The following is a 26404-nucleotide window of genomic DNA, read 5'->3' as shown; positions in this document are numbered from 1 at the left end:
TCGCTAAGCAATAAAAAACCGCTGAGTAATCAGCGGTTTTTTTTGTTTAAATTTTAGAAGTAGGACAAGTGCCTGTGCTAAATAATTTCCCTCACTAGGTTAATCGGTAAACGATGCAGTGGGCGCATCTAACAACTGTATAATCAACTCCGATAATTGCTGCGCCCAATAACCATACATGAGGCTACTGGGGTGGAAACCGTCACTGGCAAACATTACCTTGATATCGATTGGTGTGCCATTAGCATGCTCTTCTATCATCCGTGGAAAATCAGTGGCCATATAAGTGACACGGTCATTAGCTGCACATACTTGTTGCAATATCTTATCAAGGATAGAGGCTTTAGCACCAACAAAGTTATTCAATGGTGCAGGTATCGCAGGCATTTGTGCCATCGGTGGTAAGCTTAAAAAAATCAGCTCTTGTACACCAAATTTACGCTGAGCGATAGCGATAATGTCCTCAATTTGCTGTTGCCATTTATCCACAGAGACTTTGGATGTGGTGTCGTTAACGCCGACACTTAGCACCATCATATCAACAGGCTGGCTAGGCGCGGGTAGGACATAAAGCCTACGCAAGATATCAAAGCTGGTATGCCCCGTTGTCGCTTGCAATGACCAGTTCAGTGTATCAAACTGGTTTTGGATAGCAGACTGCTGCGTCAAAACAGGAATTAAGTTACCGACAAGCGCCTCTTGCTGCGTCTCACTACCGACGCCAGCCGCCGCCGAGTCTCCAACAATCATTAGATTTAATGTCTGCTTGCGCGCATCTTTTGGCGACTCAAGCACGTTACTTAATTGAACTTGCCCATGCCTTTCTCCATTGGGTTCAGGTAGACGTACCGTATCACGCTTAATTTTGCGACCTTGATAAAGATATACAGGGGCAAGCAGTACATCTCTTGCCACTGAGGCTATTTTATAGGTATTTACCATCCTGCACGCTCCCGAATCGTGGTGAGATTGTCTTCAATTAATAATTTACCATCCACATAAATATCACGCAGTAAGTTGTCTGCGTCTGCAGATAGATCTTCAGCCTTGATGGTTTTTAGCTGTCCATTGTTGTTTTTAACCAAAGCCAAACGTCCTTTCTTTGAGCGTTTTGAGCGGCTGGTAATAGGGTCTTTATAGATGTCTTTCCATATGCCATTGATAGAGATGGCACTGGCTTTCATTGCCCAGCTCATGGTATCGCGGTTGACTTGCTGTAATAAACCGCCGCCCATACCAAATGTCACATTATCTGCGCTAAAGCCTGCTTTCATAACCACATCAATGATCTTACTTAAGCTTTGCGGACTGATACCATCTCCTTGGATAACACGTACATAATCAGGCAGCACTTTATAGCCTTTAGTATTAATCGTCGTTCCAAATTTGACTGCCAAGCGCTCCAAGGCTTCGCGAACCACTTTGGCAGGCTCGCCACTATCGGGTCTGATGACTAGCGTCCCGCCCATATTTTTCACATCATCTTTTAAGCTACCACCCCAAATATTATCGATGGCGTTCCATAAGTCATAGCTGTCAGAGACCACTGAAAAACTCTTACCTGCACCGCCAAACTGCTCAATCATATTGGCAAAAGCAGCTGTTTCGCCATCACGACCCCATGCGGTCATGGTGCTATGCTCAGCGGCGGGGATAGAAAAGGCAGGCATGTCTTTATCCATGTGATACCAACGGCTGGCAGCGACCAACGCTGTCATCGAATCGGTACCAGCAAAATTCACCAAATGCGCTAAGCTGCCGAGCGCGACAGATTCTTGACTAGATGCTCCGCGCGAGCCGAAATCATGCAAACGAAAAGTGAGTGATTCGGTATTGTCTGCTGATTTTTCCAGCGCTTGACGAATGATGCCTTTGCAATAGTGTGAAACGCTTGCAACGGTTGATGGATACCAAATGGCACGAAGCAAGGCAGTCTCGATATAGCTTGGTAGCCAGTAAAACTCAGGATCGGTATTGATAATTTGGCAGACGACATTGGATACTGGAACGATGCTGCCTTCAGGGATGGCTTCGATACGTAAAGGTAAATAACCGCCATGTTTGTCAACCAAATGCTCCCAGCCAGCACGGTTAAAGGTTAAACCATGTGCTTGAATGAGCATTTCGGCTTCATCGATGTCTTGATGAGTGATTGGCGTGCTTAGATATTCTTTAATAAAGGCTTGCAGACCAAAAAATACTACATCGTAATTGCCTTTACGTGCCTCAATGTAGCTCGATAGATATTCACTACCGCTTGGATATTGCACCCAATGTGAGGTTTTATAGCTGTCACTATTTAAGATCAAATTATTTAAATTGCTGGTGTACATCACAGAACTCCTCTGCTTTGAGATGCCGCAGCTGCTTTCATGAAAGAACAGTTGCGGCGGTTAGCCCTTGCTGTCTATCAGCTGGGGCATGGAAAACTATTAATAGAAGACGAGATAGTCGTCTGATAAAATCCTACAAACCAACCATTTTGGTAATAATCGCATAATGGTCTTCAAACATCATGGTGGCATCAAGCTCAGCTAGTGGTAGCCAAAAAGCTGTGGCTGCATCGTCGCCGCCTTTTACTTTCGGCAGACCTTTTGGGTCATTTTTAAGCTGAAAATAAAAGGCTTGGGTAATCGTACGACCACGTGCTGAGCGATATGGGTCGTCAAAGGTATGCTGACTATGACAAGAGCCGCGCAATACTGGCTCAGGGACTTTTAGACGAGTTTCCTCACGTAGCTCACGGATGCAAGCATCGAATAATGTCTCTTTTGGATTTAAAAATCCGCCTGGTAATGCCCATAGCCCGCGCCCTGGCATGCTGCGGCGCTCAACCAATAGAATATGTCCTGACTGGACAATTAGTGCGTCTGCTGTCATAAAGGTTGGTGGATAAGGCGCTGATTCCCATTGTCTTTTATATTTATCAATAAAGTCCGCTTCTTCGTGCAGATTTTGATATTCGTCTGTCTTTTTGAAATCGTTCAGAACCTTGCGCGTCGATTCAGGGGTACGCTCAGGGGTCGGGGTCGCGCCCATTAGATAGCTATCACGAATAGGTGTGGCGGATAAGTTATGATAGTTCGGCACTGAGACAGACGCCCAGTTAGGGAATAGCGATAAATAATACGAGGAGCTGTCTTTGGAATGACCAATCAAGCCGATATCAGTTTGCAAATCACCAGTGACAGATTTCACCCCTGCTTGCACATACTGTAGCCAGCGCGTGTCGTTGTAGAGCGCATCATCTAGACCAACGCAGTGAATACGTGCCGCTTCTGCTGCTGAATACGCGCCCTTAATCATCGCAGCACGCTCAGCGACGCTAAATGGATTGCGTAAACTACGCGGTAAGTTAGCAGAGCCTATCAACATAATGACATTATCAGCACGCTTCAATGCTTCGTCGATCACCGCCTTATGTCCACGATGGAAGGGCTGGAAACGCCCAATGAAAACCAAATAACGATAGTGTTTATTGTTTTTAGCTGAACTTTGCTCTGATGATTCGCTCATATACGCCACTTTCCTACTACGGATATTTCATTGGTTAAAATTTATTGAGTAAAAAGTAATGACGCCAATACTGACACAGCCTATCACTCGCTGACAAGTATAAAGATGTTTAGGGGTGTATCCTTGGTAGGCATTATTTGCATTTAGTCTGCTTGATAAATAATAGAGCTGTCTTTATATAGAGGGTAGCTTATCGGTCATTATACCAACAATGCCTAATCTACTGATTAGTAGCGCCATTAAAAAAATCAATGACAACCATTTGCAACGGTCGCGGTTTAATTCATAGTAGCGCGGTCGGAATTACTGCCTGATTCAGGTATAATGACCATTATAGACGGATTAAAATTTATGACCATTGCTGTCAGTGCATTACAATAATAAACCTCAATCACTGATGGCTCTCAAACTGATATAAGCCGTAACAATTTTAAAAATCCAAATTCACGACACAGTAGCCATGACAGATATAGCGTTTGTGTCATAACGCATAGGACATATTATGAGTGAGCACAACCAAGCTGAAAGCCAACTAGACCAGTCAGCAGACTATGAATCAGCGCTAGATACTGAGCAAACTGAAGCAAAAAGCAATATTACTATTACTGAGTCAGCCCAAGGCTACTTAGCAGATTTGTTATCCAAGCAGGATACGGATGGTATCGGCGTCCGTATTTTTGTTGAACATCCGGGCACACCGCGTGCTGAGTGCTGTATGGCTTATAACCAACCTGGCGAAGAGGACAGCGCTGATTTGCGTTTTACGTATGACAGTTTCTCTGCCTTTATCGAAGCGGCGTCAGTTCCTTATTTAGAAGACGCGGTGATTGATTACAATAAAGACCGTTTTGGTGGTCAGCTGACTTTCCGCGCGCCAAATTCTAAAGTACCTAAAGTGGGTGCGGATGCCAGTGTCGAAGAGCGTATCAACTACGTCTTGCAGTCAGAGATTAATCCTGGCTTAGCAGCGCATGGCGGTGACGTACAGTTGCTTGAACTGATTGATGAAGAAGGCGTTGGTCTGACTGCCGTACTAAAATTTGGCGGTGGTTGCCAAGGGTGTTCAGCCGTTGACATGACCTTACGTCAAGGCGTTGAAGTGCAACTTAAGCAGCAAATACCAGAGTTGACGCAAGTCATTGATGAGACGGATCATACCCGTACTGAAAACGCTTACTATAAATAAAAAATGACTTTATGATTAAAAGCTAAATAATCGTCATAAATCTGATAAGTCTACCAATGGCTTTGTCGCTTATGAATTTCTGTCATTAAGCGATGAATAATTTGCTATTCTTTTCATAAAGAAGTTGAGTTATGATTAACTCAGCTTTTTTTTATGTCTGTCGTTTAGCTATAGATATCTTAATATGGATTGCTTAAGATATTTCTCAATCATAAAAAATTTACTTAATAATGAACGAATAAATGAATAACAGGAGCACAGTATGAGTGACGGAAAACCAGCTATGCAGACCAATACTCCGCGTCTTGAGACCTTGGCGATTCACGCCGGTTATAGCGTTGAGCCAACGACCAAAGCAGTCGCAGTGCCTATTTATCACACCAGCTCGTACGCCTTTGATAACACTCAGCATGGTGCTGATTTATTTGATCTAAAAGTCGCGGGCAATATTTATACCCGTATTATGAACCCGACCAACGCTGTGTTGGAGGAACGTGTCGCGGCGCTCGAAGGCGGTATCGGTGCCCTTGCAGTGGCGTCTGGCATGGCAGCCATCACTTATGCGATTCAAACCATCTGTGAAGCGGGTGATAATATCGTTGCTGTATCGACCTTATATGGCGGTACTTATAATTTATTTGCTCATGCGTTGCCGCGTCAAGGGATAGAAGTCCGCTTCTTTGACCATAAAACCCCAGAAGCGATTCGTAATTTGATCGATGATAAAACCAAGATGGTCTTTGCCGAAAGTATCGGTAATCCATTAGGCAACATCGTTGATATTCAAGCGCTGAGTGATATCGCACATGAATATGGTGTGCCAGTGGTGATTGATAGTACGGTTGCCACGCCTGCGTTATGTCGTCCTTTTGAGTTTGGTGCGGATATCGTGATTCATTCATTGACCAAATATATGAGTGGTACAGGCACGTCGATTGGTGGGGCGATTGTCGATAGTGGTAAATTCGCATGGGGCGATTATCCTGAGCGTTTTCCCTTATTGAACACGCCAGATCATAGTTATCACGGGGTGAATTTTGTCAAAGACGTGGGCGCAGCGGCCTTTATCGCTCGTGCACGTGTGGCACCGCTGCGTAATACTGGCGCGGCACTTAGCCCGCTAAATGCTTTTGGTATCTTGCAAGGCATGGAGACGCTAAGCTTGCGTATGGAGCGCCATGTACAGAACGCCCAAGCGGTCGCAGAGTATCTACGTGACCATGATAAAGTCGCTTGGGTGAAATATGCAGGTTTGCCAGATCATCCTGAGCATGAGCTTGCCAAAAAATACATGAAAGGCACGCCATCTGCTATTTTGACCTTTGGGGTAAAAGGTGGTCTAGAAGCAGGGGCGCGCTTTATCGATGCGCTGCAATTGATTACTCGTTTGGTGAATATCGGTGATGCCAAATCACTAGCCTGTCATCCAGCGACGACGACGCATCGCCAGCTCAATGAGCAAGAGCTCGAAAATGCGGGCGTGAGTACCGATATGGTTCGTTTATCAATTGGTATCGAACACATCGAAGATATTAAAGCAGATCTTGCGCAAGCGTTAGCCTCGGCTTAACCTTATTTTGCTAATCTGATTCATCTGAATGATAAAAAAAGCCCATATCAGTTTGATGCGGGCTTTTGGTTTTACGAGATAGATAATTAACTTTGCGCTAAATGACAAACCGCTTCAATCGTATTGCCAGAAGGGTCTACCAAAAAAGCAGCATAATAATGCTCATGATAATCAGGTCTAAGTCCCGGCGGGCCTTTATCAGCGCCACCATTCACTAAACCTTGTCTATAAAGGGTATCGACAGCCTCTCGATTATGGACTCGAAAACACCAGTGATTGGCACGGTTTTGAATGACATCTTTATCCTCAATAACTGTCAGATAACTATAGTTAGATGCTGTTGCTGTATTGCGGACTCCATATCTTAAAGCATTGTCTGATTGACCTACTTTCTTGGCACCCAAGATAGGCATAATCACATCATAGAAGTTTTGCACCGTAGCTATGCTCTTGACAGCAATTGAAACATGATCAATTTGTAGGGTCATTATTTTAACCTCATACGTTAAATAAAAACTTTAAGCCATTAAGTCAGTCATTTAAGCAGATAGTACACGCTTTGCAATATCTCTATAATCTTGTGAGGCTAATCTTGGCCCAAACTGTTGAATCACCTGCGCCGCCACTTCGCTGGCAAGGCGACCACATTCAGGCAAGCTATAGTGCTGCGACAACGCGTATAAGAATGCGCCTGCGTAATTATCACCGGCACCGTTGGTATCAATCACATTAGTAACGACTGGTGTAGCAACTTCATAAATCTCAATCTCTGATTTGTCATCAGCTTTATGGGCGATCGTTGCACCATTGGCACCATCAGTGACGACTGCCGTTTGGCAATACTCAAGCAGTGAGCGTGCGGCGGCCTTGACTTGTTTTTTATCCGTAAAGAGCTTGGCTTCCTCACTATTACAGAATATCACGGCCACTTTATTACCCAACATGTTGAGTAAACCGTCTTTAGCAAACTTTACCACGGCAGGATCAGCAAAACTTATGGCAATTTTTGCAGCATGAATCCCTGCTTGTTGACGCAACTGAGTCATGGCTGGCTGAATACTGTCAGTCATGGCCAAGTAGCCTTCTATATATAACCAGTCAGCTTGTGTCAGCGCATCAAAATCGACATTCTCTGCAGTAATTTCGCTTGAAGTGCCGAGATAAGTTTGCATGGTACGCTCGCCATCTTCGGTCACTGCGACCACACATGAACCCGTTACACCGCCTGCATGGATAGACTTTTCTGAAGTTGCAACGCCTGCCTCATGTAAGTCTTTGAGGTAAAACTCGCCTTGTTGATCGTCACCGACGCGGCACGCATAAAATGGCTTGCCGCCTAAACTGGCAAAGGCATACATCGTATTGGCCGCTGAGCCACCACCAGCCTGCTTTGATGGCTCAATTTCTGCCAGCTTAAAATACGCCAATAATTGCTGTTGCTCGTCGATACCTGCCAGCGTCATATTGCCTTTGGTCAGTTCGGTTTCATCTAGTGCCGCATCTGACAATACATATTCATGGTCAACCAATGCGTTGCCTATCGCCATTACATTGTACATTGCTCACTTCTCCTCAATGGGTTTATAACTGTCTTTAATATTAATATCCAAAAATTATTCAGCTTGTAGCTCAAGTAAGCGCTGATATAGCGCATTCTTTTTTACGCCAGTGATATCAGCGCCCAATGCCGCGGCTTTTTTAACCGATAAGTCCTCAAGCAAGCGCTGTAACAATTTATCATGAATACTGATGTCTTCCGCATCCTGCGCCACATTCACGCCAGCGACGACCACGACTATCTCACCGCGTTGCTGATTGTCATCAGCTTTGACAAATTCCACCAAATCCCCAAGGGTGCTTTTATGGACGGTCTCAAAGGTTTTGGTCAATTCACGGCAAAAAGTGACTTCACGATCTGCGCCAAATACCGCCGCCATGTCTTCTAAACTGGTGATAATACGATGCGGCGCTTCATAAAATATCAATGTCTCAGTACGTGAGTTTAATGCTGCTAGTTGTTTTTGACGACCGTGGGTTTTGGCGGGTAAAAAACCAATAAAGCTAAAGCGGTCTGAGGGCAATCCTGCGACTGATAGTGCGGCAATCGCAGCAGAGGCACCAATGATAGGAGAGACTCTAACGCCTGCGGCATGAGCGGCCTGTACCAGTTGATAACCTGGGTCACTGATGAGTGGCGTACCGGCATCACTAATCAAAGCAACCGAATGACCTTGCTCGATCATCTCGATAATTTTGGGTGTTTGAATGGCACTATTGTGCTCATGGTATGCCCAAAGCTTGTTATGACCTTTTTGCTTGGTTGCGGTATCAGCTCCTGTCACGTTATTGTCGATATTATTTTTAGTGTTAGGAGATTCTGAGTCTTTTTCATCGTCAGCTTTACTGCCTTTGGTATCAATGCCAAAATGTGACAAGAGCTTACCTGAGGTACGGGTGTCTTCACAGGCAATGATGGCGACTTGCTTTAAAACATCAATTGCATGCGGCGTCATATCGCTTAAATTGCCAATCGGCGTGGCAACGATATATAGACAAGCTGGCATCGCGGTAGGGCTGGACATGAAAACCTCGGAGTATTAAAAGCGGAAATTAAAATATAATGTGGCGTCACTGCTTATACTGTTGTTATCTATGGTCTTTCGCAAATAAATAGCGAGTGATTAGATTGAAGACAGAGAACAGATAGAGCGCGTGAAAGTGGCTAGTTTAGCATGATGTGCTATGATAATTCTGAAATGTTAACCAGACCCATCGAGCTTATGTCCAGTCATACACCTTTGACCCTCACTTCACCAAAGCAGCGCCAAGGCAGTCTGTTCGAGCATCAGGCGTGTGAGTTTTTACAATCGCAAGGATTGACAGTAATTGCAAAAAACTGGCAACAGCCAAAAGTGGGTGAGCTGGATTTGATTATGCTGGAGACAGGTTCAGCATGGTCGACATTGGTATTCATTGAAGTTCGTCAACGGCAGCGCTCAGGTTTTGGTGGTGCTGCATTGAGCGTGACGGCAAGTAAACAACGTAAAGTGATTAAAACGGCTCAATACTTTCTGCAACAGCATCCTGAGTATGAGGGTTATGACTGCCGGTTCGATGTCATCGCTTATGATACGGTAAGTAATCATATTAAGCTCAGTGGTCAAAATATAGAAAATCAACCACAATGGCTCAAAGGTGCTTTTATAGCAGATACGTGATAATAGGATGTAAAAGCTACCCAGCTAGAGGGTAGTAAGTACTTGTCACCGAGTGAGCGTTACCAAAAACCTAACCGCTTATAGTAAAAATTAAGTAAAGTAGCTAAGTTATTATTAGGGCTTGTCCTCAATTCAATGGATTACTATCTAAATGGGCTAAAAATGGCTAAATTTTGCCAAACATCGTCAAATAACTAGGTAATATCTCGATATTATCTGTGCTATTTTCCTTGTTTGACGGCAACTTATCTCATTTTTATCACCATTTTCAAAATGAGGACACGCCCTAACTGAATTAATAGTTGTCAAAACAAACGTTATTAGACTAACACTGGCTCAATCAATTGACTTTATACGATCGTCACACTCATGTTCTAAGAGGTAAATCATGACACGGATGCATTTGCGCACTGCTATTTTTGGCTCATCACGCCGCACCGCGATAGGCGTTATGCTAATGACAAGCATCGTCACTACGGGCTGTACCACCAATTATTTGACCAACAGTACAGAAGGTACGTATGGTGTACCGATGACAGAGCGCACCATCCCGCAGCGCCTACTGGATCGCAGTATTGAACATACCGTCAAAATCAATGTTTATGGGTTAAAAGAAGACCTGCAACAAACCAGTCGTATGGGTATTGATAGCTTTAACAGTGAAGTGTTATTGACAGGCGAAGTACCAACTGAGGCCATCAAAGCAGAAGTCGAAAAAGTCGTCAGCTCTATGCCAGATGTGCGCCATGTCTATAATGAGCTAAACGTCAGCGCTTCTAAAGGCTATAGTTCGACGGTTCATGATGGCTATATCACCTCAAAGTTGCTGGCAAAAGTAGCTACGAGTGATGGCATCAAAGCTTCCCAGATAAAAGCAGTGACCAATGATGGCGTGGTTTATATCATGGGACGTATGACACCGACTCAGCAGAGCCACTTAATCGATATTGCCAACAGCACCGTTGGTGTGACCGAGCTGGTATTGCTGACGACCGTCGTTGATGATAGGGGCGTAAAGATAGGTAAAGACGACATTATGTCTGAAAATAACTTGGTAAATCCTGCTTTAGCGCCAGTCGTTGTGGACGGAGTGGTTGCTGCTAGCATTAACACTTCTGAAGCGCCAGCGTCCGTTGGTACAGCGACTCCCATTGTCGTGACCGAAGATGGAACAATCGTTGAGCAACCATCATCAAGTCCATATATAGACCTGTATCAAGATCAGTAAAAAGCGCTCTAAAATACAGCAATTATTTACCAGTAAAACAAAAAGACAGTGGCTAAATAGCTTTTAGCGTAAGCTATTTGGCCCGTCAGTTTAAACCGTGTTTAATGACAAGAAGCCTAAACACTGTTAACAGGAAAAACACGAGAAATCCTGAGCCAGCCAGTAAGATATAAAAAGCGAAGAATAGACAAGACAGACCCTAATATTTATTCTATAAAACCGCTGTCGCAATGCTATTAATTTTGATCAATATATAAATATAATAGGAATACTGGCCATGAAGGATGCAAACAAGCACGCACAATATAATAAAAACAGTCAAAAAATAAATAATGAAAGCGTGGTTAATAATACTGCTAGCAAAGTAGGGATCTTAAAATTCACGGGCGTCGCTGCCTTAGCATTAGGTAGCGTTGCGCTAGCTACCCAGAATGCACAGGCCCTATCGCCACTCGCTATCGTCAATGGCATTACTTCTAGTGGCGGCGTTGGCGTCAGCAAAAACATTCTCTATGGTGATGAACCCAATCAAGATTTGGATATTTATTATCCCAAGCCATTAGCACAAGCGATGAAAGCCCAAAACGCTATCACTGATAGTGCGATTAACGACAGCTATCCAATGGTGGTGTTTGTCCACGGTGGCTCATGGGAGAGTGGTAATAAAGAACAGTATGCCTTTGTCGGTCAGAGTTTGGCGCAAGCAGGTTATGTTACCGCTGTGATTAATTATCGTAAAGCGCCTGAGCATGTATACCCTGATTATGTCAAAGATACGGCGCAAGCGATTGCTTGGAGTATCAATAATGCTCCTAGCTTACATGCTGATCCTAAACGCTTGGCGGTAATGGGACATTCTGCTGGTGCATTTAACGCGGTTGCAGCGGTCGCCAATGAAGATTTTTTAGCGCCTTATGGTATTAAGCCAAAGGATATTAAAGCGGTCGTTGGTATTGCTGGCCCTTATAGTTATGACTTCCGTAAATTTGATAGCGCCACCGCCTTTGCTGCTGATGCTACGCCAGATGAGGTGATGCCAGACCGTCAAATCAAAGGCGAGCAGCCACCGTATTTATTGTTGACTGCCGAAAAAGACAAAGTGGTGTATGCGACCAACACTACTAAAATGACCAAAGCGTTGCAAGAGGCGGGCGTCACCGTGGAAAATGGTGAAATAAAAGGTGCCAGTCATGCGACCAGTATTGGTGCGATGGCACCGCCGCTACGTTGGGTCAATGATGTACGCGCGCAAGTACTGACGTACTTGGATAAAATGCTCAAATAATGGATGGCAATCAGAAGTTAGGTGCAGTTGCGTAAGACAGTACTGTAAGATGCTTAAACTCTTGTTATAATGTCGTCACTTTAAATCTATACCCTATCTGACACTTTAAGGCAGAATATTCTATGAGCATGAACGCTGACGATTTGATTGCATTTTTACAGACTCACTTCCCAGACGCTTTTATTCAAGCTGCCAATCAAGGTAATAAGTTTGATGTACGCGTGGTTGATGCCAGCTTTGAAGGTAAGCGTGCCGTGCAACGTCAGCAAGCGATCTATGCGTTAGTCAATGATAAGATTGCCAGTGGCGATATTCATGCGCTCAATATTCAAGCATTGACGCCTGCTGAATGGGACGTTCAGTCAAAAGGCTAGACCGTTATACATATGATTGGGCTTGTTGGACTGGCCATTACATTGGCGTGGTTTGATTGGTCTGATTTTCACTATTTTTAATACTCATCGCTAGGTTGTCACTTCTATGGATCAATTTTTAATCACTGGTAGTAGTCGTATCGCAGGGGAAGTCACTATTTCAGGCGCCAAAAATGCTGCTTTGCCTTTACTTGCAGCTATGATATTGGCAGAAACCCCAACGACATTGCACAATGTGCCATCGTTACAAGATGTGCGCACGTTGATTGAATTGATCGGTGGTATGGGTATCAAAATCCAAAAGCAGGACGATACTGTCACGTGCGATACCAAAAGTATCGACAATTTCTATGCACCGTATGATTTAGTAAAGACCATGCGTGCTTCGATTTTAGTACTTGGGCCATTGCTGGCACGTTTTGGTGAGGCGGAAGTGTCATTGCCAGGCGGCTGTGCCATTGGTTCACGTCCTGTCGACCAACACCTAAAAGCCTTTGAGGCGATGGGTGCCAAGATTAGCGTCGAAAATGGCTATGTAAAAGCACAAGCACCAAAAGGCGGCAAGCTGATTGGCTGTAACTACTCTTTTGATATGATTACCGTTGGCGGTACTGAAAACGTCATTATGGCAGCCGCACTTGCCAAAGGTACAACCGTCTTAGGTAACTGTGCACTTGAGCCAGAAGTCGTTGATTTGGCCAATATGTTGGTCGCGATGGGCGCTAAAATCAGCGGTATTGGTACCTCTATCATGACCATCGAAGGCGTTGAGCGCTTACACGGTTGTGAATATTCAGTGGTACCGGATCGTATCGAAACTGGCTCTTACCTTGCTGGCGCACTCATGACGCGTGGCGATGTGTTGACCAAAAACACGTCGGCGCTATTACTAACCCCCGTGTTAGAAAAATTTGAAGATATGGGTGCGGTGATTACCACTGGTGATGATTGGATTCGAGCCCAAATGAAAGGTCGTCCGTTACCCGTTGATATTCGTACCCAGCCACACCCTGGGTTTCCAACTGACATGCAAGCGCAAGTCATGGCGATTGCATGTTTAGCGAATGGCACGAGTACTTTTATCGAAAATATCTTTGAAAACCGCTATATGCATGTTCCTGAGCTTAATCGTCTAGGCGCCTCTATTCAAGTAGATGGTCATACAGCTGTGGTAAAAGGGGTCGAAAACTTCACTGCTGCCCCTGTGATGGCGACTGATTTACGTGCGTCTATGTCATTGGTGATGGCAGCGGCAACTGCTGAAGGTGAAAGCTTGATCGACCGTATTTATCATATCGATCGTGGCTATGAGCATGTCGAAGAAAAGCTGCGTGCGCTTGGGGTCAATATCGAACGTATCAATACTAACGATTAATATCGATTGGCCTAATACGGAAAGTTTAGCCACATAACACTAAAAGCTCCCTTCAGCGGGGGTGTTAACTGTACATGGACATGATGTCATTATGACTTACGCAAGCAATAGCCTACCAAATGATAGTTTATTAAATGAAGTAAATGATGAGTTTTCAGGCTTAACACTGGCCTTATCAAAAGGCCGTATTCTAGAAGAAACTATGCCACTGCTACGCGCAGCTGGTGTTGAATTGTTAGAAGATCCTGAAGCCTCACGCAAACTTATTTTCCCAACCTCAAACCCGAATGTGCGTGTATTGATTTTGCGTGCCAGTGATGTGCCAACCTACGTTGAACATGGCGCGGCTGACTTTGGGGTGGCGGGTAAAGACGTGTTGCTTGAGCATGGCGCCAATCACGTTTATGAGCTGCTTGATTTAAAAATTGCTCAGTGTAAGCTGATGACCGCTGGTGTAAAAGATGCGCCGCTACCCAATCGTCGCCTACGGATTGCGACTAAATACGTCAATGTCGCCCGCGCTTACTTTGCGAGCCAAGGTCAGCAAGTCGATGTGATTAAACTGTATGGCTCTATGGAGCTTGCGCCGTTGGTCGGATTGGGTGATTTAATTGTCGATGTGGTTGATACAGGTAATACGTTACGCGCAAATGGTCTTGAAGCTCGCGATCATATTTGTGATGTGTCCTCACGCCTGATCGTTAATCAAGTCAGCTACAAGCGTAAATTTGTATTACTTGAGCCGATTTTAGATAGCTTCAAAAACAGTATTGCCAGCACTTCATAAATTAATTCTTAATGAATCAATGCCTTATGGAACGATGTCAATCATTGGTAGTCTTAAGTATTGTCATGCAAATTTTTAAACCAGTTTAGCGCTATAAGATAGATATAGCGTGCTAAACTGGTTTTGTTATATTTGCTTGCCAGAAAGTATGAGGTTAGTATAATCTGAAGCAGCAAACCATAAAAATCTGGTATATCAGCCCTTGCAGTTATTATGAATACTCAATACACCTTGTTTTTACATCGTTAATTCTCAGCTTAGATATAGGATTAGGTCATGCGCCAACTAAGTACCCAAGATGCCGATTTTGACAGTCAATTGACAGAATTACTTGCCTTTGAAACCGTCAATGATGCCGATTTATTAAAGACCGTTGATGACATCATCGCGCAAGTTCGTCATGATGGCGATCGGGTCGTACTGGCGTTAACTCAGCAATTCGATCAGCATCCAGCAACGACGATGCAAGAGCTAGAGCTGTCTAAAGAGGCGCTTGCTGAAGCGTTTGCGAGTCTTGACGATACAGTGAAAGCAGCATTGACCACCGCAGCGACGCGTGTGCAGACTTTTCATGAGCGCCAAGTGCAAGAAACTTGGCAGTATGAAGACGAGCTTGGCAATCGCTTGGGTCAAAAAGTCACGGCACTTGATCGAGTAGGCATCTATGTACCTGGTGGTCTGGCCTCTTATCCGTCTTCTGTATTGATGAATGCCATTCCTGCTAAAGTGGCTGGCGTTACTGAAGTCATCATGGTGGTGCCAGCGCCAAAAGGCGTGCTCAATCCATTGGTGTTAGCCGCCGCACATTTGGCCCAAGTCGACCGTGTCTTTACCATTGGTGGTGCGCAAGCAGTTGCTGCATTGGCATACGGTACAGAAACGATTCCAGCCGTGGATAAAATCACTGGCCCTGGCAATAAATATGTCGCTGCCGCCAAGCGCGCAGTATTTGGTCAAGTTGGGATTGATATGATTGCTGGCCCTTCTGAAGTATTGGTCTATGCAGAGGGCGAGGCGCAAGACCGTGCTGATTGGCTGGCGATGGATTTATTGTCACAGGCTGAGCATGATCGCATTGCCCAAGCCATCTTTGTCACGACCAGTGAACAGCAGCTTGCAGACGTAGCGGCTGAAATTGAAAAAGCGCTGGCAGAATTGCCAAAAGCTGATATCGCTCGTGATTCGCTAAAAAACCGTGGCGCACTTATTTTAGTCAAAGACCGCGCGGAAGGCATGGCCGTGATTAATCGGGTTGCCCCTGAGCATTTAGAGTTGTCTGTTGATCATCCTGATGCGCTACTCAATGACATTCGTCATGCTGGTGCTATTTTCATGGGACGTCACACGCCTGAAGCAATTGGTGACTACTGCGCAGGACCCAATCACGTGTTGCCAACATCTGGCACCGCGCGTTTTTCTTCACCGCTTGGTGTTTATGATTTCCAGAAGAAATCCTCTATTATTTATTGTACTGAAGCTGGTAGTAAGCCATTGGCAAAGACCGCAGATATTTTAGCGCAACGTGAGGACTTAGAAGCCCATGCACGCTCAGCCCGTTATCGTTATCAGTGATGTATGTGGTGTGATTTAGCATTTACTTTTGAGATTTATATTTAATAATTTATGTGGCTAATAGTAGGATAACTTATGAGTGAGTTAAAGATAGACACCAGACTTTGGTCATCTAAAGCGCGTAATTTGTCACCTTACGTTCCTGGTGAGCAGCCTCAACATGAAAATTTATGCAAACTAAATACCAACGAAAACCCATTCCCACCGTCACCAAAAGTAGGCGAGGCAATCGCAAAGGTTCTAGAGCAGCAAGCGGATGATCTGCGTTTATATCCAGCGCCTGAGTCTGATGATTTGCGTGCCGCATTGGCACAACTCTATGATATTGATATCAACCAAGTATTCGTTGGCAATGGCTCTGATGAAGTATTGGCACTAGTATTTGCCAGCTTTTTCTTAAAAGAGCGACCTGTTTTAGCACCCGATATCAGCTACAGCTTTTATCCCGTATATGCACAGACCTTTGGTATCGAGCTGATACAAATTGCCTTGGAAGAAGATTTTAGTATTGATCCTGATGCTTATCGCCAGCCTTGTAGCGGTATCATTATTGCCAATCCAAATGCCCCAACTGGACTGCTATTATCGCTTGCCGATATTTGTAAGCTGGCTAGTGAGCATTCCAATGCTGTGATTGTAATTGATGAAGCTTATATTGATTTTGCGCGGGCAGCTGACGGCAGTTCAGATGCAGAAATTTCAGCAGTGAGCCTAATCAATGAGTTTGACAACATTCTTGTGACACAAACCTTTTCAAAGTCACGTTCGCTTGCTGGATTACGTGTCGGTATGGCTTTTGGCAACGCCTCATTGATTGAAGCCTTAACACGTATGAAAAACAGCTTTAATAGCTATCCACTGGATAAGCTGGCGCAAGCAGGTGCGACTGCCAGTGTATTGGATGTCGAGTATTTTACCCAGACCTGCCAGCAAGTCATCGACTTACGCCACTCTCTGACATCAGAGTTGACTGCGCTAGGCTATAAAGTATTGCCCTCGCATGCCAACTTTATCTTTGCTCGCCCAAAAAATGGTGATGCAAGTGCTGTGGCGAGTACATTGCGCGATCAAGGGATTATCGTTCGCCATTTTGATAAGCCGCGCATTAATGAGTATTTGCGTATCACTACCGGTACAGCAGAGCAAAACAGCCGTTTGATAGATGCTTTACAAGCGTTGCAGAAAGAGGCTGATATTATTGCTGATTAGTATCTCGTTCGTGATTTAAATTTTGATAATTGAGTTACGATGCTTGTATTGATAAAAAGCCTGCCAACATCATGTTGTGCAGGCTTTTTAATGGATTTCTTTGGTCATACTTTTAGAAAAATCTTAAGTGTATTCGTTGATATTGTCTTGAGTTAAAACACTTAACAGGTTACCGACTTTATCCAAACACTCTTGATATTCAGCATCGCAGTCTGAAGCAATTGTAATACCACCACCTGCCCATAGACTGACATTTTTAGTTCCACACGATGATCTATTGGCTTGTAGTGTGCGAATCAGCACATTCCATTGACCACTGCCATCAAAGTTCATATAGCCCAATGTGCCGCAATAAGCACCGCGCGGTGCAGTTTCTAGCTCAGATATAATTTCAACCGCCCGCTTTTTTGGTGTGCCAGTAATCGAGCCAGCAGGCAAACTACCAAACAAAACGGCGAGTGGGTGAGTGTCCGTCTGTAATTCTGCGGTAATGGTGCTGACCATATGGTGCACATTGCTAAAGCTTTCAATCGCGAATAACTTCGGCACTTTTACGCTGCCTATCTTGGCATATTTACCCAAGTCATTACGCAATAAATCGACGATCATCACATTTTCGGCGCGATCCTTTTCACTATCAGTCAGTTGCTGTTTATAAGCATTGTCTTGTTGAATATTGGTGCTGCGCGGCATGGTCCCTTTGATGGGCTTAGTGATGATATAGTGCTTGCCAGTATCGATATCCTTGGTAAATGTAAAAAACAACTCAGGCGAGCAGCTCAATAATTCAAACGGATGCTGGGAGGTATTGTCTTTGATTTCATGGTTAAAGTGATTAACCGCTAAGTACCCAGTAAAAGGTGCTTGAGTGTTGCGATGCAACGCAGGCAAATAATCAAGAAGCATCGGCAAGATGCCATTATTGCTGGGATTATGCTCAAAAAAACCTTGCCACTCTTGGGTTAGATTGATTTGATAACAGTCGCCTTGCTGTAGATAGTTTTGGGTTAAATTGAATGCTTGTTGATAGTCTTGTTTACACCATCGTGATTTTAATACTAAAGGAGCAGGCAGTGGTGATGCTGTAAGTTGCGATTTATTGAGACAGTCATCAGCCAGCTTTTTCTCTACTATATCTAAATAAGAGACAAGTGCCGTGATCATTTTGTTTTTTTGCTGATTATCAGAGTCGTTTTCAGAGTCGTTAACAGTTGCATTTATCGTTAATTTCCAACCCGCATTGCCATGATTTTCTTCAGGTGTTAGATAAATATCATAATGTCCTAATACGGCACAAGGCTGTGCTGACCGTTCAATTTTGGCGGCTGGGCTTAGCTCATAAGCCGCAATATCATAACCAATAAAACCTATCAAGCCATGATGATAATTCGACGCTTTATCAGTTTTTTTAGCTAAAAGGCGACTGTTAGCAGCACCGTCATACATTTGACTATAACTGATTAATTCATCTTGCCAGTCGCTATAACTCATATAAGTGATAGTGATATCATTGTGAACGGCGTCACGGCAGGTCTTTGTGACTTGATAAAGGGCTGCTTGTTCGTTCGAATTTGACGTTTTTTCAGCGCAATCATAAACAGACCAGCTTACTTTTGGCAATAAGCCAATCACTGGTCGACCATCATTGTTGAGCCAAACCAATTGCCAGTTTGCCTCAGTATCTTGTGCGATTAAATACTGCTGTAGCACAGGCAGTAATTCTGCAGCCGATAGGTCACCAAAACGCCAGCTAGGTTTAGTAGCTGGCGATGGGTCAGAAATTGTCTGCTCAGTTTTGAGAGGATGTGCTGCGAGCATAGTTAGGCGTCAAACTTTTTGATGATTAATGTGGCATTAGTACCGCCAAAGCCAAAGCTGTTGCTCATTAGCGTCTCAAGCTTGGCTTCACGCATTTCGGTAACAATATCAAAGCCTTCAGCCGCAGGGTCTAAATTATCAACATTGATACTGGGCGCAATGAAGCCTTCTTGTAGCATCAATAAGCAATAGATTAATTCTTGCGCACCAACGGCACCAAGGCTATGACCTGTCATAGATTTGGTAGAGCTGATCGCAGGTACTGTACTGATATCGTTATTAAATACTTTGGCTATTGCTTTAAGCTCAGTGATGTCACCTAACGGCGTGCTGGTACCGTGGCTGTTGATATAGTCGACAGTTTGCAAACCAGCTTCGGCTAGTGCTTGCTGCATACAGCGGACGGCACCTTCACCACTTGGCGCAACCATTTCAGCGCCATCAGAGCTGGCACCATAACCGACTATTTCAGCTAAAATGTTGGCACCACGTGCTTGTGCATGCTCTAGACTTTCAACCACTACCATCGCGCCGCCTGCAGCGATAACAAAACCATCACGATCTTTATCATAAGCTCTTGAGGCGAGCTGTGGTGTCTCATTATACTGCGTACTAACTGCACCCATCGCATCAAACATACAAGACTGTGTCCAATGTTCCGCTTCGCTACCACCCGCGAGTATCACATCGGCTTTGCCTAACTGAATAAGTTCAGCCGCATGACCGATACAATGGGTTGAGGTGGCGCAAGCAGAGGTTAAAGAGTAGGAGACGCCTTGAATTTTTAAACCTGTTGCCAGTGCCGCTGATACTGAGCTGCCCATCGTTTTTGGCACAGCCATCGCACCGACACCGCGCAGACCTTTTTCACGCATGGCATCTATGGCATTGACAATATTCTCTGTCGATGCGCCGCCCGAGCTTGCGACCACGCCCACGCGTGGATTATTATTGACAGTTTCAAGCGACAAACCAGACTGCTCAATGGCGTTTAAAGCACTGACATAAGCGTATAGACTGGCATCACTAAAAAACCGTTTCAATTTACGATCGATACCACTGGTATCAAGCGTTGACTGGTCGATACTACCGCTAACGTGTGATTTAAATCCATGCTCAGCATAGGCCTCATTAAATGTAATGCCAGACTGCCCTTGCTTAAGAGCGGCAGTAACCGTGGCCATATCATGTCCGATACAAGAGACGATCCCTGCTCCAGTGATAACAACGCGGCGCATATTCTATTCCTTATGAGTAACGATTTTTCACAATTACTTTTAGTAATCGTTTTTAGGTATTTATTTCTATTATTTAATATTAAGTCTCTTTAAGGATAATTTCTCTTCAAAGAGCGTCTTGAGCGTCAAAGCCTTATTTTACAATCATTATGACGATCATAGTAAAACTATATGCTTTGTGACTGATCATCTATAAACTGATTGTCTATAAATAGAAGTACAAGTGTACTTTGAGTTATGGCACATGATAACGTATCGAGCGCCCAAAATCTTTGTACAAGTGCAAAATAACGACAAAATCGCGCTTGCTGTCTAGAGCTATCTAAAAAAAGTTTGATTTAAGGCAGCTGGCATAATGGTGCCAATCATAGATTAAGCGATACTTTTGGATACAAAATTTGTGATTGCAATAACATTGTTCGCACTGACATCGATTATAGTGATTGACTAGAATGGTACATCTATTATTATAAACCGCTCACAATAAAACAAAGTGAATCATCACATTAAGGACATTACGATGGCGAAGCGTAGCACTCTCTCTAAAGGTATCACTACCGTTGGCTCTTTTACTCGCAATAACTTAGAGCGCATGGGCGCTATGATTGATAGCATGAATGCTAAGACTGGCAAACCGCGCCAATACAAAGCCGTCAACCTAGGCGATGAAGATTATCAGCAGGATTTGTTCCGTGAGCAAACGTTAAAAGCCACTCAGCAATTATTAGGACCACGTTTTGCCACTTACGGTAAATATGCCAAGAAAGTAGTACCGAATAGTTTTTTTCAGTCGACGGTCGATGGTGCTTTTGCACAATTGGCAAATCTTGCTTCTAATTGGAGTCAGATTGATTTACCTGATGAGCATCGTTTCGCCAATATCGCAAACTTAGACGATGCAGAGCGTTATGCACTAGCCACTGATATCGCCAATCAGAATCGTGCATTGGCAACAATAGGGGGTTTAACAGGTTTGGCTGGGCTGCCTGGTTTACTGGCTGATACACTATGGCTGTTATTGGTGTCATTACGTACCGTCTATCAGTTGGGTGCTGTCTACAATAAACCCCTCACAGGTAAGCAAGGCGTCAAGATGGCTTATGAGCTGCTAGCAAATGCTGATCTGAGCAAGATGCAAGAAAAACAAGCATTACTGGCAGGTATTGGCATCGGTAAAGGCTTACTGGATAATGCCCAAAGCAGTGGTCTACACAATGAGCTCAAAAACCTAGGTCTAAAAAATAAAAACGTAAATTTCTACGCAGAGCAAGTTGACAGTATTGCCAGTCAGGTCGGTATCGACTTGGATCAAATTAACTTATCGTGGATACGCCGCTTCTTACCAGCCACTGCAGTGATTATCGGTATGCGTTATAATAGCCAGCTCATTGATGAAGTGATTGGCGTGGCTCAAGCGACTTTTGCACCAGAAGCCAAGCTTGCCAACCGTGCAATCACTGATGATAGCGGTAGTGAAGCTAAGGTAAACAAAACCGCTGACAACGATAAGCAGAAAGATGCTGAGAAAGAGTCAGGCAAGGATACAGATAACAAGAAAGATACTGCCGAAGAAAAAGACAGTCATCAAGAAGCTGATAAAAAGGTGGTAAAAGAAGCGCAGCAAAGCGATGACAATGACAAGAAAGGCAGTCAGAATAAATCATCTGACAGTAAATCAAACAAGACTGTTCACAAAAAAAGCAAATAAGAACACCTAAACAATCACCTCTAAGTGTTTTCTTTCTTAAGCCAGCTTATGTCATAGAAGGATTATGAGCTGGATATCTACTGCTAATTTTGGCGATATTGTCTTCTGTCTCTTGAAAAACTAGATAGTATCGCCATTTAGTGTTTATAAATTGCTATTTATTTATAATTAAACATCCTATTTAAGTCATTCGTCACGCTACTTTCGATGTACTGTATGACAACCTACTTTTTAGCTGATTTTTAACTGAAAATAGATAAAGTGTTATAGTAGTAGGGTGAATGCATATCTATCAAATGTTGTAAAGTGCAATCACGCATAAGTGGTTGAAATAGCAGCAACAACTCTTTATAATACACTGTCCTAAAAATGGGTGTACCAAAATCTGTCGTTAAAGTCAGATGGATGGTGCGTTTCCCCATTTTTTTGTTTTATACCAAACGGGAGAAGGATGCCTCATGGCAACAACTAACCAATTGATTCGTAAAGGTCGCAAAACCATCAAGGAAAAGTCAAAAGTTCCTGCGTTGGAAGCGTGCCCACAACGTCGTGGTGTATGTACTCGCGTATATACTACTACCCCTAAAAAACCTAACTCAGCCATGCGTAAAGTATGTCGTGTACGTTTGACTTCAGGCTATGAAGTATCAAGCTATATCGGCGGCGAAGGTCATAACCTACAAGAGCACAGTGTTGTTCTTATCCGTGGTGGTCGTGTAAAAGATCTACCAGGTGTACGTTATCACACCGTTCGTGGTGCATTAGATTGCGCAGGCGTTAAAGACCGTAAGCAAGGTCGCTCTAAATATGGTGCTAAGAAACCTAAAGTTTAATAACTAACCGTTATTAAATGAGTTTCTTTGTATCAAACATTAACTGTGCATGGGTCTGGTGTTAGCAGTACTATTATTAAATTAGTAATTTGCTGTTGTAACATACCGCTATGCAGTAAGGCTGACTGACAACTCGATATAACGCCATCAATATTAATTGGTGCGAGATTGTGAATGTCAGACACTCCTGAAGAAAAGGATTATTATTATGCCAAGACGTCGCGTCGTTGCTACCCGTGAGATCCTACCGGATCCTAAGTTTGGTAGCCAAACTGTTGCAAAATTCATCAACCATGTAATGAGTCATGGTAAAAAATCTACTGCTGAGCGTATCGTTTATGGTGCACTTGAAACAGTAAGCGAAAAACGTAAGATCGAAGATCCAGTATCTTTCTTCGAAGAAGTTTTAGAAAATGTACGCCCAATGGTAGAAGTGAAAGCTCGCCGTGTTGGTGGTGCAACCTACCAAGTACCAATGGAAGTACGCCCCTCCCGTCGTACTGCCTTGGCTATGCGTTGGTTAGCTGAAGCTGCTGCTAAGCGTTCTGAAAAATCAATGGCTTTGCGTTTAGCAGGCGAATTGAATGATGCTGCTGATGGCAAGGGCGCTGCTATGAAAAAGCGTGACGAAGTTCACCGCATGGCAGATGCTAACAAAGCATTCTCTCATTACCGCTTCTAAGCTACTGTCTATTAGTAGTAGCTTTAGATTAGTTGGCTAAAGTCAGCTAATCTTACATTGTTATTTATTCTATTGATTACCGCCATCGTCTATCTAGTTGTAAGTGGTTTTTCACTATTCACAATGAGATGGCGGACATCTATCAAGATGTCTCTCTTAACTAAGTATGCTTGTCACTAGAGAGCATCCCAAATTTGATGCCGCACTATTCTTAGTATTTGCTCTTTTTTTGTCCGTATTAGGCTCAATAATCAGTAAGTAATATTACGAAGCTGACCGCTTTGTCATAGAGTATGAGGTAGAGACACAATACATTATTATATACACGACTTTTCCTAGGAAAACACTATGGCTCGTAAAACTCCCCTAAAACGCTATCGCAATATTGGTATCTCAGCACACATCGATGCTGGTAAGACAACCACTACTGAGCGTGTTTTATTTTATACCGGTGTTAGTCACAAACTTGGTGAAGTACATGATGGCGCAGCCACCATGGACTGGATGGAGCAAGAACAAGAGCGCGGTATTACTATTACCTCAGCGGCGACAACTTGTTTTTGGTCAGGTATGGCAAAACAGTTTGACGAACATCGCATCAACATCATTGACACCCCAGGTCACGTTGACTTCACGATTGAAGTTGAACGTTCTATGCGTGTACTTGATGGCGCTTGCATGGTTTACTGTGCAGTAGGCGGCGTTCAGCCACAGTCTGAGACCGTATGGCGTCAGGCAAATAAATATAAAGTTCCACGTCTTGCATTCGTAAACAAAATGGATCGCGTTGGCGCTGATTTCTATCGCGTTATCGAGCAGATCAAAACTCGTCTAGGTGGTAATCCTGTGCCATTGGTTATTCCAATTGGTAAAGAAGATGACTTCGAAGGCGTTGTTGATCTAGTTACGATGAAAGCTCTGTATTGGGATGAAGCATCTCAAGGCATGCAGTTTGAAGAACGTGAAATACCAGCTGAGTTACAAGAAAAAGCAGAAGAGTATCGCGAACATCTCGTAGAAAATGCGGCTGAAGCTTCAGAAGAACTCATGAATGAGTATCTAGAAAATGGCGAGTTGTCTGTAGAGCAGATCAACGCTGCTATTCGTCAGTTGACTATTGATAACCAAATCATTCCATTACTTTGTGGTACTGCCTTTAAAAACAAAGGTGTACAAAAGATGTTGGATGCGGTTATTCAGTATCTTCCAGCACCAATGGATGTACCTGCTATTAAAGGTATCCTTGATGACAAAGATGAAACTGAAGGCACTCGTGAAGCGTCAGACGAAGCTCCATTCTCAGCTTTAGCATTCAAAATCATGAATGACAAATTCGTTGGTAACTTAACCTTCGTTCGTGTTTATTCAGGTGTTTTGACGCAAGGTAGCAGTGTTTATAATCCAGTTAAAATGAAGCGTGAGCGCGTTGGTCGTATCGTACAGATGATGGCGAACTCTCAAGAAGAGTTGCAAGAAATCCGTACTGGTGATATCGCTGCATTGGTCGGCATGAAAGATGTAACGACTGGTGATACACTATGTGACGAAAGCAATGTCATTACGCTTGAGCGCATGGAATTCCCAGATCCAGTTATCAGCCTAGCGGTTGAACCTAAGACCAAAGCTGACCAAGAAAGAATGTCAATCGCTTTAGGTCGTTTGGCAAAAGAAGATCCATCTTTCCGTGTACATACTGACGAAGAGTCTGGTCAGACGATCATCAGTGGTATGGGTGAGCTGCATCTAGAGATTCTTGTTGATCGTATGAAGCGTGAGTTTAACGTTGAAGCGAACATCGGTGCGCCGCAGGTTGCTTATCGTGAAACGATCCGTAACACGGTTGAGCAAGAAGGCAAATTCGTACGTCAAACAGGTGGTCGTGGTAAATTCGGTCACGTTTGGTTACGTCTTGAGCCACTTGATCCAGCGGGCGACGTTGAGTATGAATTCGCTGAAGAAGTTGTTGGTGGTACTGTACCGAAAGAATTCCATGGTGCTGTTGATAAAGGTATCCAAGAACGCATGAAAAATGGCGTACTTGCTGGTTATCCAGTGGTTGGCGTAAAAGCGACATTGTATGACGGTTCTTACCATGACGTTGACTCGGATGAGCTATCATTTAAGATGGCTGGTTCTATGGCATTCAGAAAAGGCTTCATGGCAGCGGACCCAGCGCTACTTGAGCCAATCATGAAAGTTGAAGTTGAAACGCCTGAAGACTACATGGGCGACATCATGGGCGATCTTAACCGTCGTCGTGGTTTGGTACAGGGTATGGAAGATTTACCTGGCGGTACTAAACAGATTCGTGCTGAAGTACCATTAGCGGAAATGTTTGGTTATGCCACGCAAATGCGCTCTATGTCACAAGGCCGTGCAACTTACTCAATGGAATTCCAAAAGTACGCTGAGATTCCAAAATCAGTTGCTGCTGACATCATCTCTAAGTTCAACAATAAAGATGATGACGAGTAAGTAATCGTCTATTAAATATGACAATGTAGCTATTATCTCTATGTTGTCATAGAAGAATACGCCAATAATTGGTTAAAAGACTTGTTATTGGCGGTGATTTTCTTATAATATCTGCACATTAGTATGTGCACCCTTTTAACAATTATCTTAATGTGGTCAAGATCGTCTTTGTTATCGTATTTATACGAGCTTAGCATTTGACCCCAAAAAAAGAGGAAATACCCATGGCAAAGGCCAAGTTTGAACGCGTAAAGCCACACGTCAACGTCGGTACAATCGGACACGTTGACCACGGTAAAACAACCCTAACAGCTGCAATCGCAACCGTTG

23 protein-coding genes are annotated in these 26404 nt (G+C 43.8%); 15 read left to right on the top strand and 8 right to left on the bottom strand.

What is annotated here, in order from left to right; translation table 11 throughout:
- Positions 1-99: 99 nt before the first annotated feature.
- The 3 genes from JMX93_RS12905 to JMX93_RS12895 form a co-directional block, all read right to left on the bottom strand.
- Complete coding sequence (locus JMX93_RS12905; protein ID WP_443215655.1) at positions 100-942, bottom strand: SGNH/GDSL hydrolase family protein; 843 nt, start codon at positions 940-942, stop codon at positions 100-102.
- Positions 936-2333, bottom strand: a complete 1398-nt coding sequence (locus JMX93_RS12900) for a nicotinate phosphoribosyltransferase (protein WP_499204958.1) — start codon at positions 2331-2333, stop codon at positions 936-938. The genes JMX93_RS12905 and JMX93_RS12900 overlap by 7 nt, the downstream gene beginning before the upstream one ends.
- A 133-nt stretch (positions 2334-2466) precedes the next feature.
- Complete coding sequence (locus JMX93_RS12895) at positions 2467-3516, bottom strand: bifunctional nicotinamide-nucleotide adenylyltransferase/Nudix hydroxylase (RefSeq protein WP_193011939.1); 1050 nt, start codon at positions 3514-3516, stop codon at positions 2467-2469.
- A 502-nt stretch (positions 3517-4018) separates the two neighbouring features.
- Here JMX93_RS12895 and nfuA point away from each other — a divergent pair.
- Positions 4019-4702 carry a Fe-S biogenesis protein NfuA gene (gene nfuA / locus JMX93_RS12890; protein WP_193011937.1) on the top strand — a complete coding sequence of 228 codons (684 nt, stop codon included), beginning with the start codon at positions 4019-4021 and terminating at the stop codon, positions 4700-4702.
- A 283-nt stretch (positions 4703-4985) separates the two neighbouring features.
- Entirely contained in the window at positions 4986-6272 is a 1287-nt protein-coding gene (locus tag JMX93_RS12885; RefSeq protein WP_499204984.1) for an O-acetylhomoserine aminocarboxypropyltransferase/cysteine synthase family protein, read from the top strand.
- An 86-nt stretch (positions 6273-6358) separates the two neighbouring features.
- Here the strand turns inward: JMX93_RS12885 and JMX93_RS12880 are convergent, their stop codons facing one another.
- The 3 genes from JMX93_RS12880 to rsmI are packed head-to-tail and all read right to left on the bottom strand — an operon-like array spanning position 6359 to position 8854.
- Positions 6359-6760, bottom strand: coding sequence for a VOC family protein (locus JMX93_RS12880; protein ID WP_193011935.1), 402 nt, complete (start codon positions 6758-6760; stop codon positions 6359-6361).
- 51 nt (positions 6761-6811) lie between these two features.
- Entirely contained in the window at positions 6812-7831 is a 1020-nt protein-coding gene (locus tag JMX93_RS12875) for an adenosine kinase (RefSeq protein WP_499204957.1), read from the bottom strand.
- 54 nt (positions 7832-7885) lie between these two features.
- Positions 7886-8854 (bottom strand): 16S rRNA (cytidine(1402)-2'-O)-methyltransferase, encoded by a 969-nt coding sequence (gene rsmI, locus JMX93_RS12870; RefSeq protein ID WP_499204956.1) that lies wholly within the window; start codon positions 8852-8854, stop codon positions 7886-7888.
- 150 nt (positions 8855-9004) lie between these two features.
- Between rsmI and JMX93_RS12865 the strand changes: the two genes are divergently transcribed.
- The 8 genes from JMX93_RS12865 to hisC all read left to right on the top strand — a co-directional run bounded on the left by JMX93_RS12865 (position 9005) and on the right by hisC (position 17320).
- On the top strand, positions 9005-9490 hold the full coding sequence (locus JMX93_RS12865) for a YraN family protein (protein ID WP_499204955.1): 486 nt from the start codon (positions 9005-9007) through the stop codon (positions 9488-9490).
- A gap of 388 nt (positions 9491-9878) precedes the next feature.
- Positions 9879-10718 (top strand): BON domain-containing protein, encoded by an 840-nt coding sequence (locus JMX93_RS12860; RefSeq protein ID WP_193011928.1) that lies wholly within the window; start codon positions 9879-9881, stop codon positions 10716-10718.
- A gap of 277 nt (positions 10719-10995) precedes the next feature.
- A complete protein-coding gene (locus JMX93_RS12855; RefSeq protein WP_193011926.1) occupies positions 10996-12003 on the top strand; it encodes an alpha/beta hydrolase in 1008 nt (335 codons plus the stop codon).
- Positions 12004-12125: 122 nt separating this feature from the next.
- Entirely contained in the window at positions 12126-12377 is a 252-nt protein-coding gene (locus tag JMX93_RS12850; RefSeq protein WP_010200621.1) for a BolA family protein, read from the top strand.
- A gap of 106 nt (positions 12378-12483) precedes the next feature.
- Positions 12484-13752, top strand: a complete 1269-nt coding sequence (murA, locus tag JMX93_RS12845) for a UDP-N-acetylglucosamine 1-carboxyvinyltransferase (RefSeq protein WP_193011924.1) — start codon at positions 12484-12486, stop codon at positions 13750-13752.
- A 91-nt stretch (positions 13753-13843) separates the two neighbouring features.
- On the top strand, positions 13844-14539 hold the full coding sequence (gene hisG / locus JMX93_RS12840) for an ATP phosphoribosyltransferase (RefSeq protein WP_499204954.1): 696 nt from the start codon (positions 13844-13846) through the stop codon (positions 14537-14539).
- Between the two features lie 276 nt (positions 14540-14815).
- Positions 14816-16111: a histidinol dehydrogenase gene (gene hisD, locus JMX93_RS12835; RefSeq protein ID WP_443559620.1), complete on the top strand. Its 1296-nt coding sequence runs from the start codon at positions 14816-14818 to the stop codon at positions 16109-16111.
- A 75-nt stretch (positions 16112-16186) separates the two neighbouring features.
- Positions 16187-17320, top strand: a complete 1134-nt coding sequence (gene hisC, locus JMX93_RS12830) for a histidinol-phosphate transaminase (protein WP_499204953.1) — start codon at positions 16187-16189, stop codon at positions 17318-17320.
- A 123-nt stretch (positions 17321-17443) separates the two neighbouring features.
- On the opposite strand, the gene JMX93_RS12825 is transcribed toward hisC, so the two are convergent.
- A complete protein-coding gene (locus JMX93_RS12825) occupies positions 17444-19138 on the bottom strand; it encodes an anthranilate synthase component I family protein (RefSeq protein ID WP_499204952.1) in 1695 nt (564 codons plus the stop codon).
- A 2-nt stretch (positions 19139-19140) separates the two neighbouring features.
- Positions 19141-20376, bottom strand: coding sequence for a beta-ketoacyl-ACP synthase II (locus JMX93_RS12820; RefSeq protein ID WP_499204951.1), 1236 nt, complete (start codon positions 20374-20376; stop codon positions 19141-19143).
- A 520-nt stretch (positions 20377-20896) separates the two neighbouring features.
- Between JMX93_RS12820 and JMX93_RS12815 the strand changes: the two genes are divergently transcribed.
- The 5 genes from JMX93_RS12815 to JMX93_RS12795 form a co-directional block, all read left to right on the top strand.
- On the top strand, positions 20897-22084 hold the full coding sequence (locus JMX93_RS12815; protein ID WP_496191891.1) for an EcsC family protein: 1188 nt from the start codon (positions 20897-20899) through the stop codon (positions 22082-22084).
- A 458-nt stretch (positions 22085-22542) separates the two neighbouring features.
- Complete coding sequence (rpsL, locus tag JMX93_RS12810) at positions 22543-22917, top strand: 30S ribosomal protein S12 (protein ID WP_011281154.1); 375 nt, start codon at positions 22543-22545, stop codon at positions 22915-22917.
- 208 nt (positions 22918-23125) lie between these two features.
- Entirely contained in the window at positions 23126-23599 is a 474-nt protein-coding gene (gene rpsG, locus JMX93_RS12805) for a 30S ribosomal protein S7 (RefSeq protein WP_021814163.1), read from the top strand.
- Positions 23600-23947: 348 nt separating this feature from the next.
- Positions 23948-26074, top strand: a complete 2127-nt coding sequence (gene fusA, locus JMX93_RS12800; RefSeq protein WP_193011377.1) for an elongation factor G — start codon at positions 23948-23950, stop codon at positions 26072-26074.
- A 224-nt stretch (positions 26075-26298) separates the two neighbouring features.
- Positions 26299-26404, top strand: a 106-nt coding sequence (locus JMX93_RS12795) for a GTP-binding protein (protein WP_244656565.1), incomplete at its 3' end; no start/stop codon positions are given.

The sequence above is a fragment of the Psychrobacter muriicola 2pS genome (assembly GCF_904846535.1).
Taxonomy (GTDB): Bacteria; Pseudomonadota; Gammaproteobacteria; order Pseudomonadales; family Moraxellaceae; genus Psychrobacter; species Psychrobacter aquimaris.
This window is presented reverse-complemented; position numbering and strand designations above follow the sequence as displayed.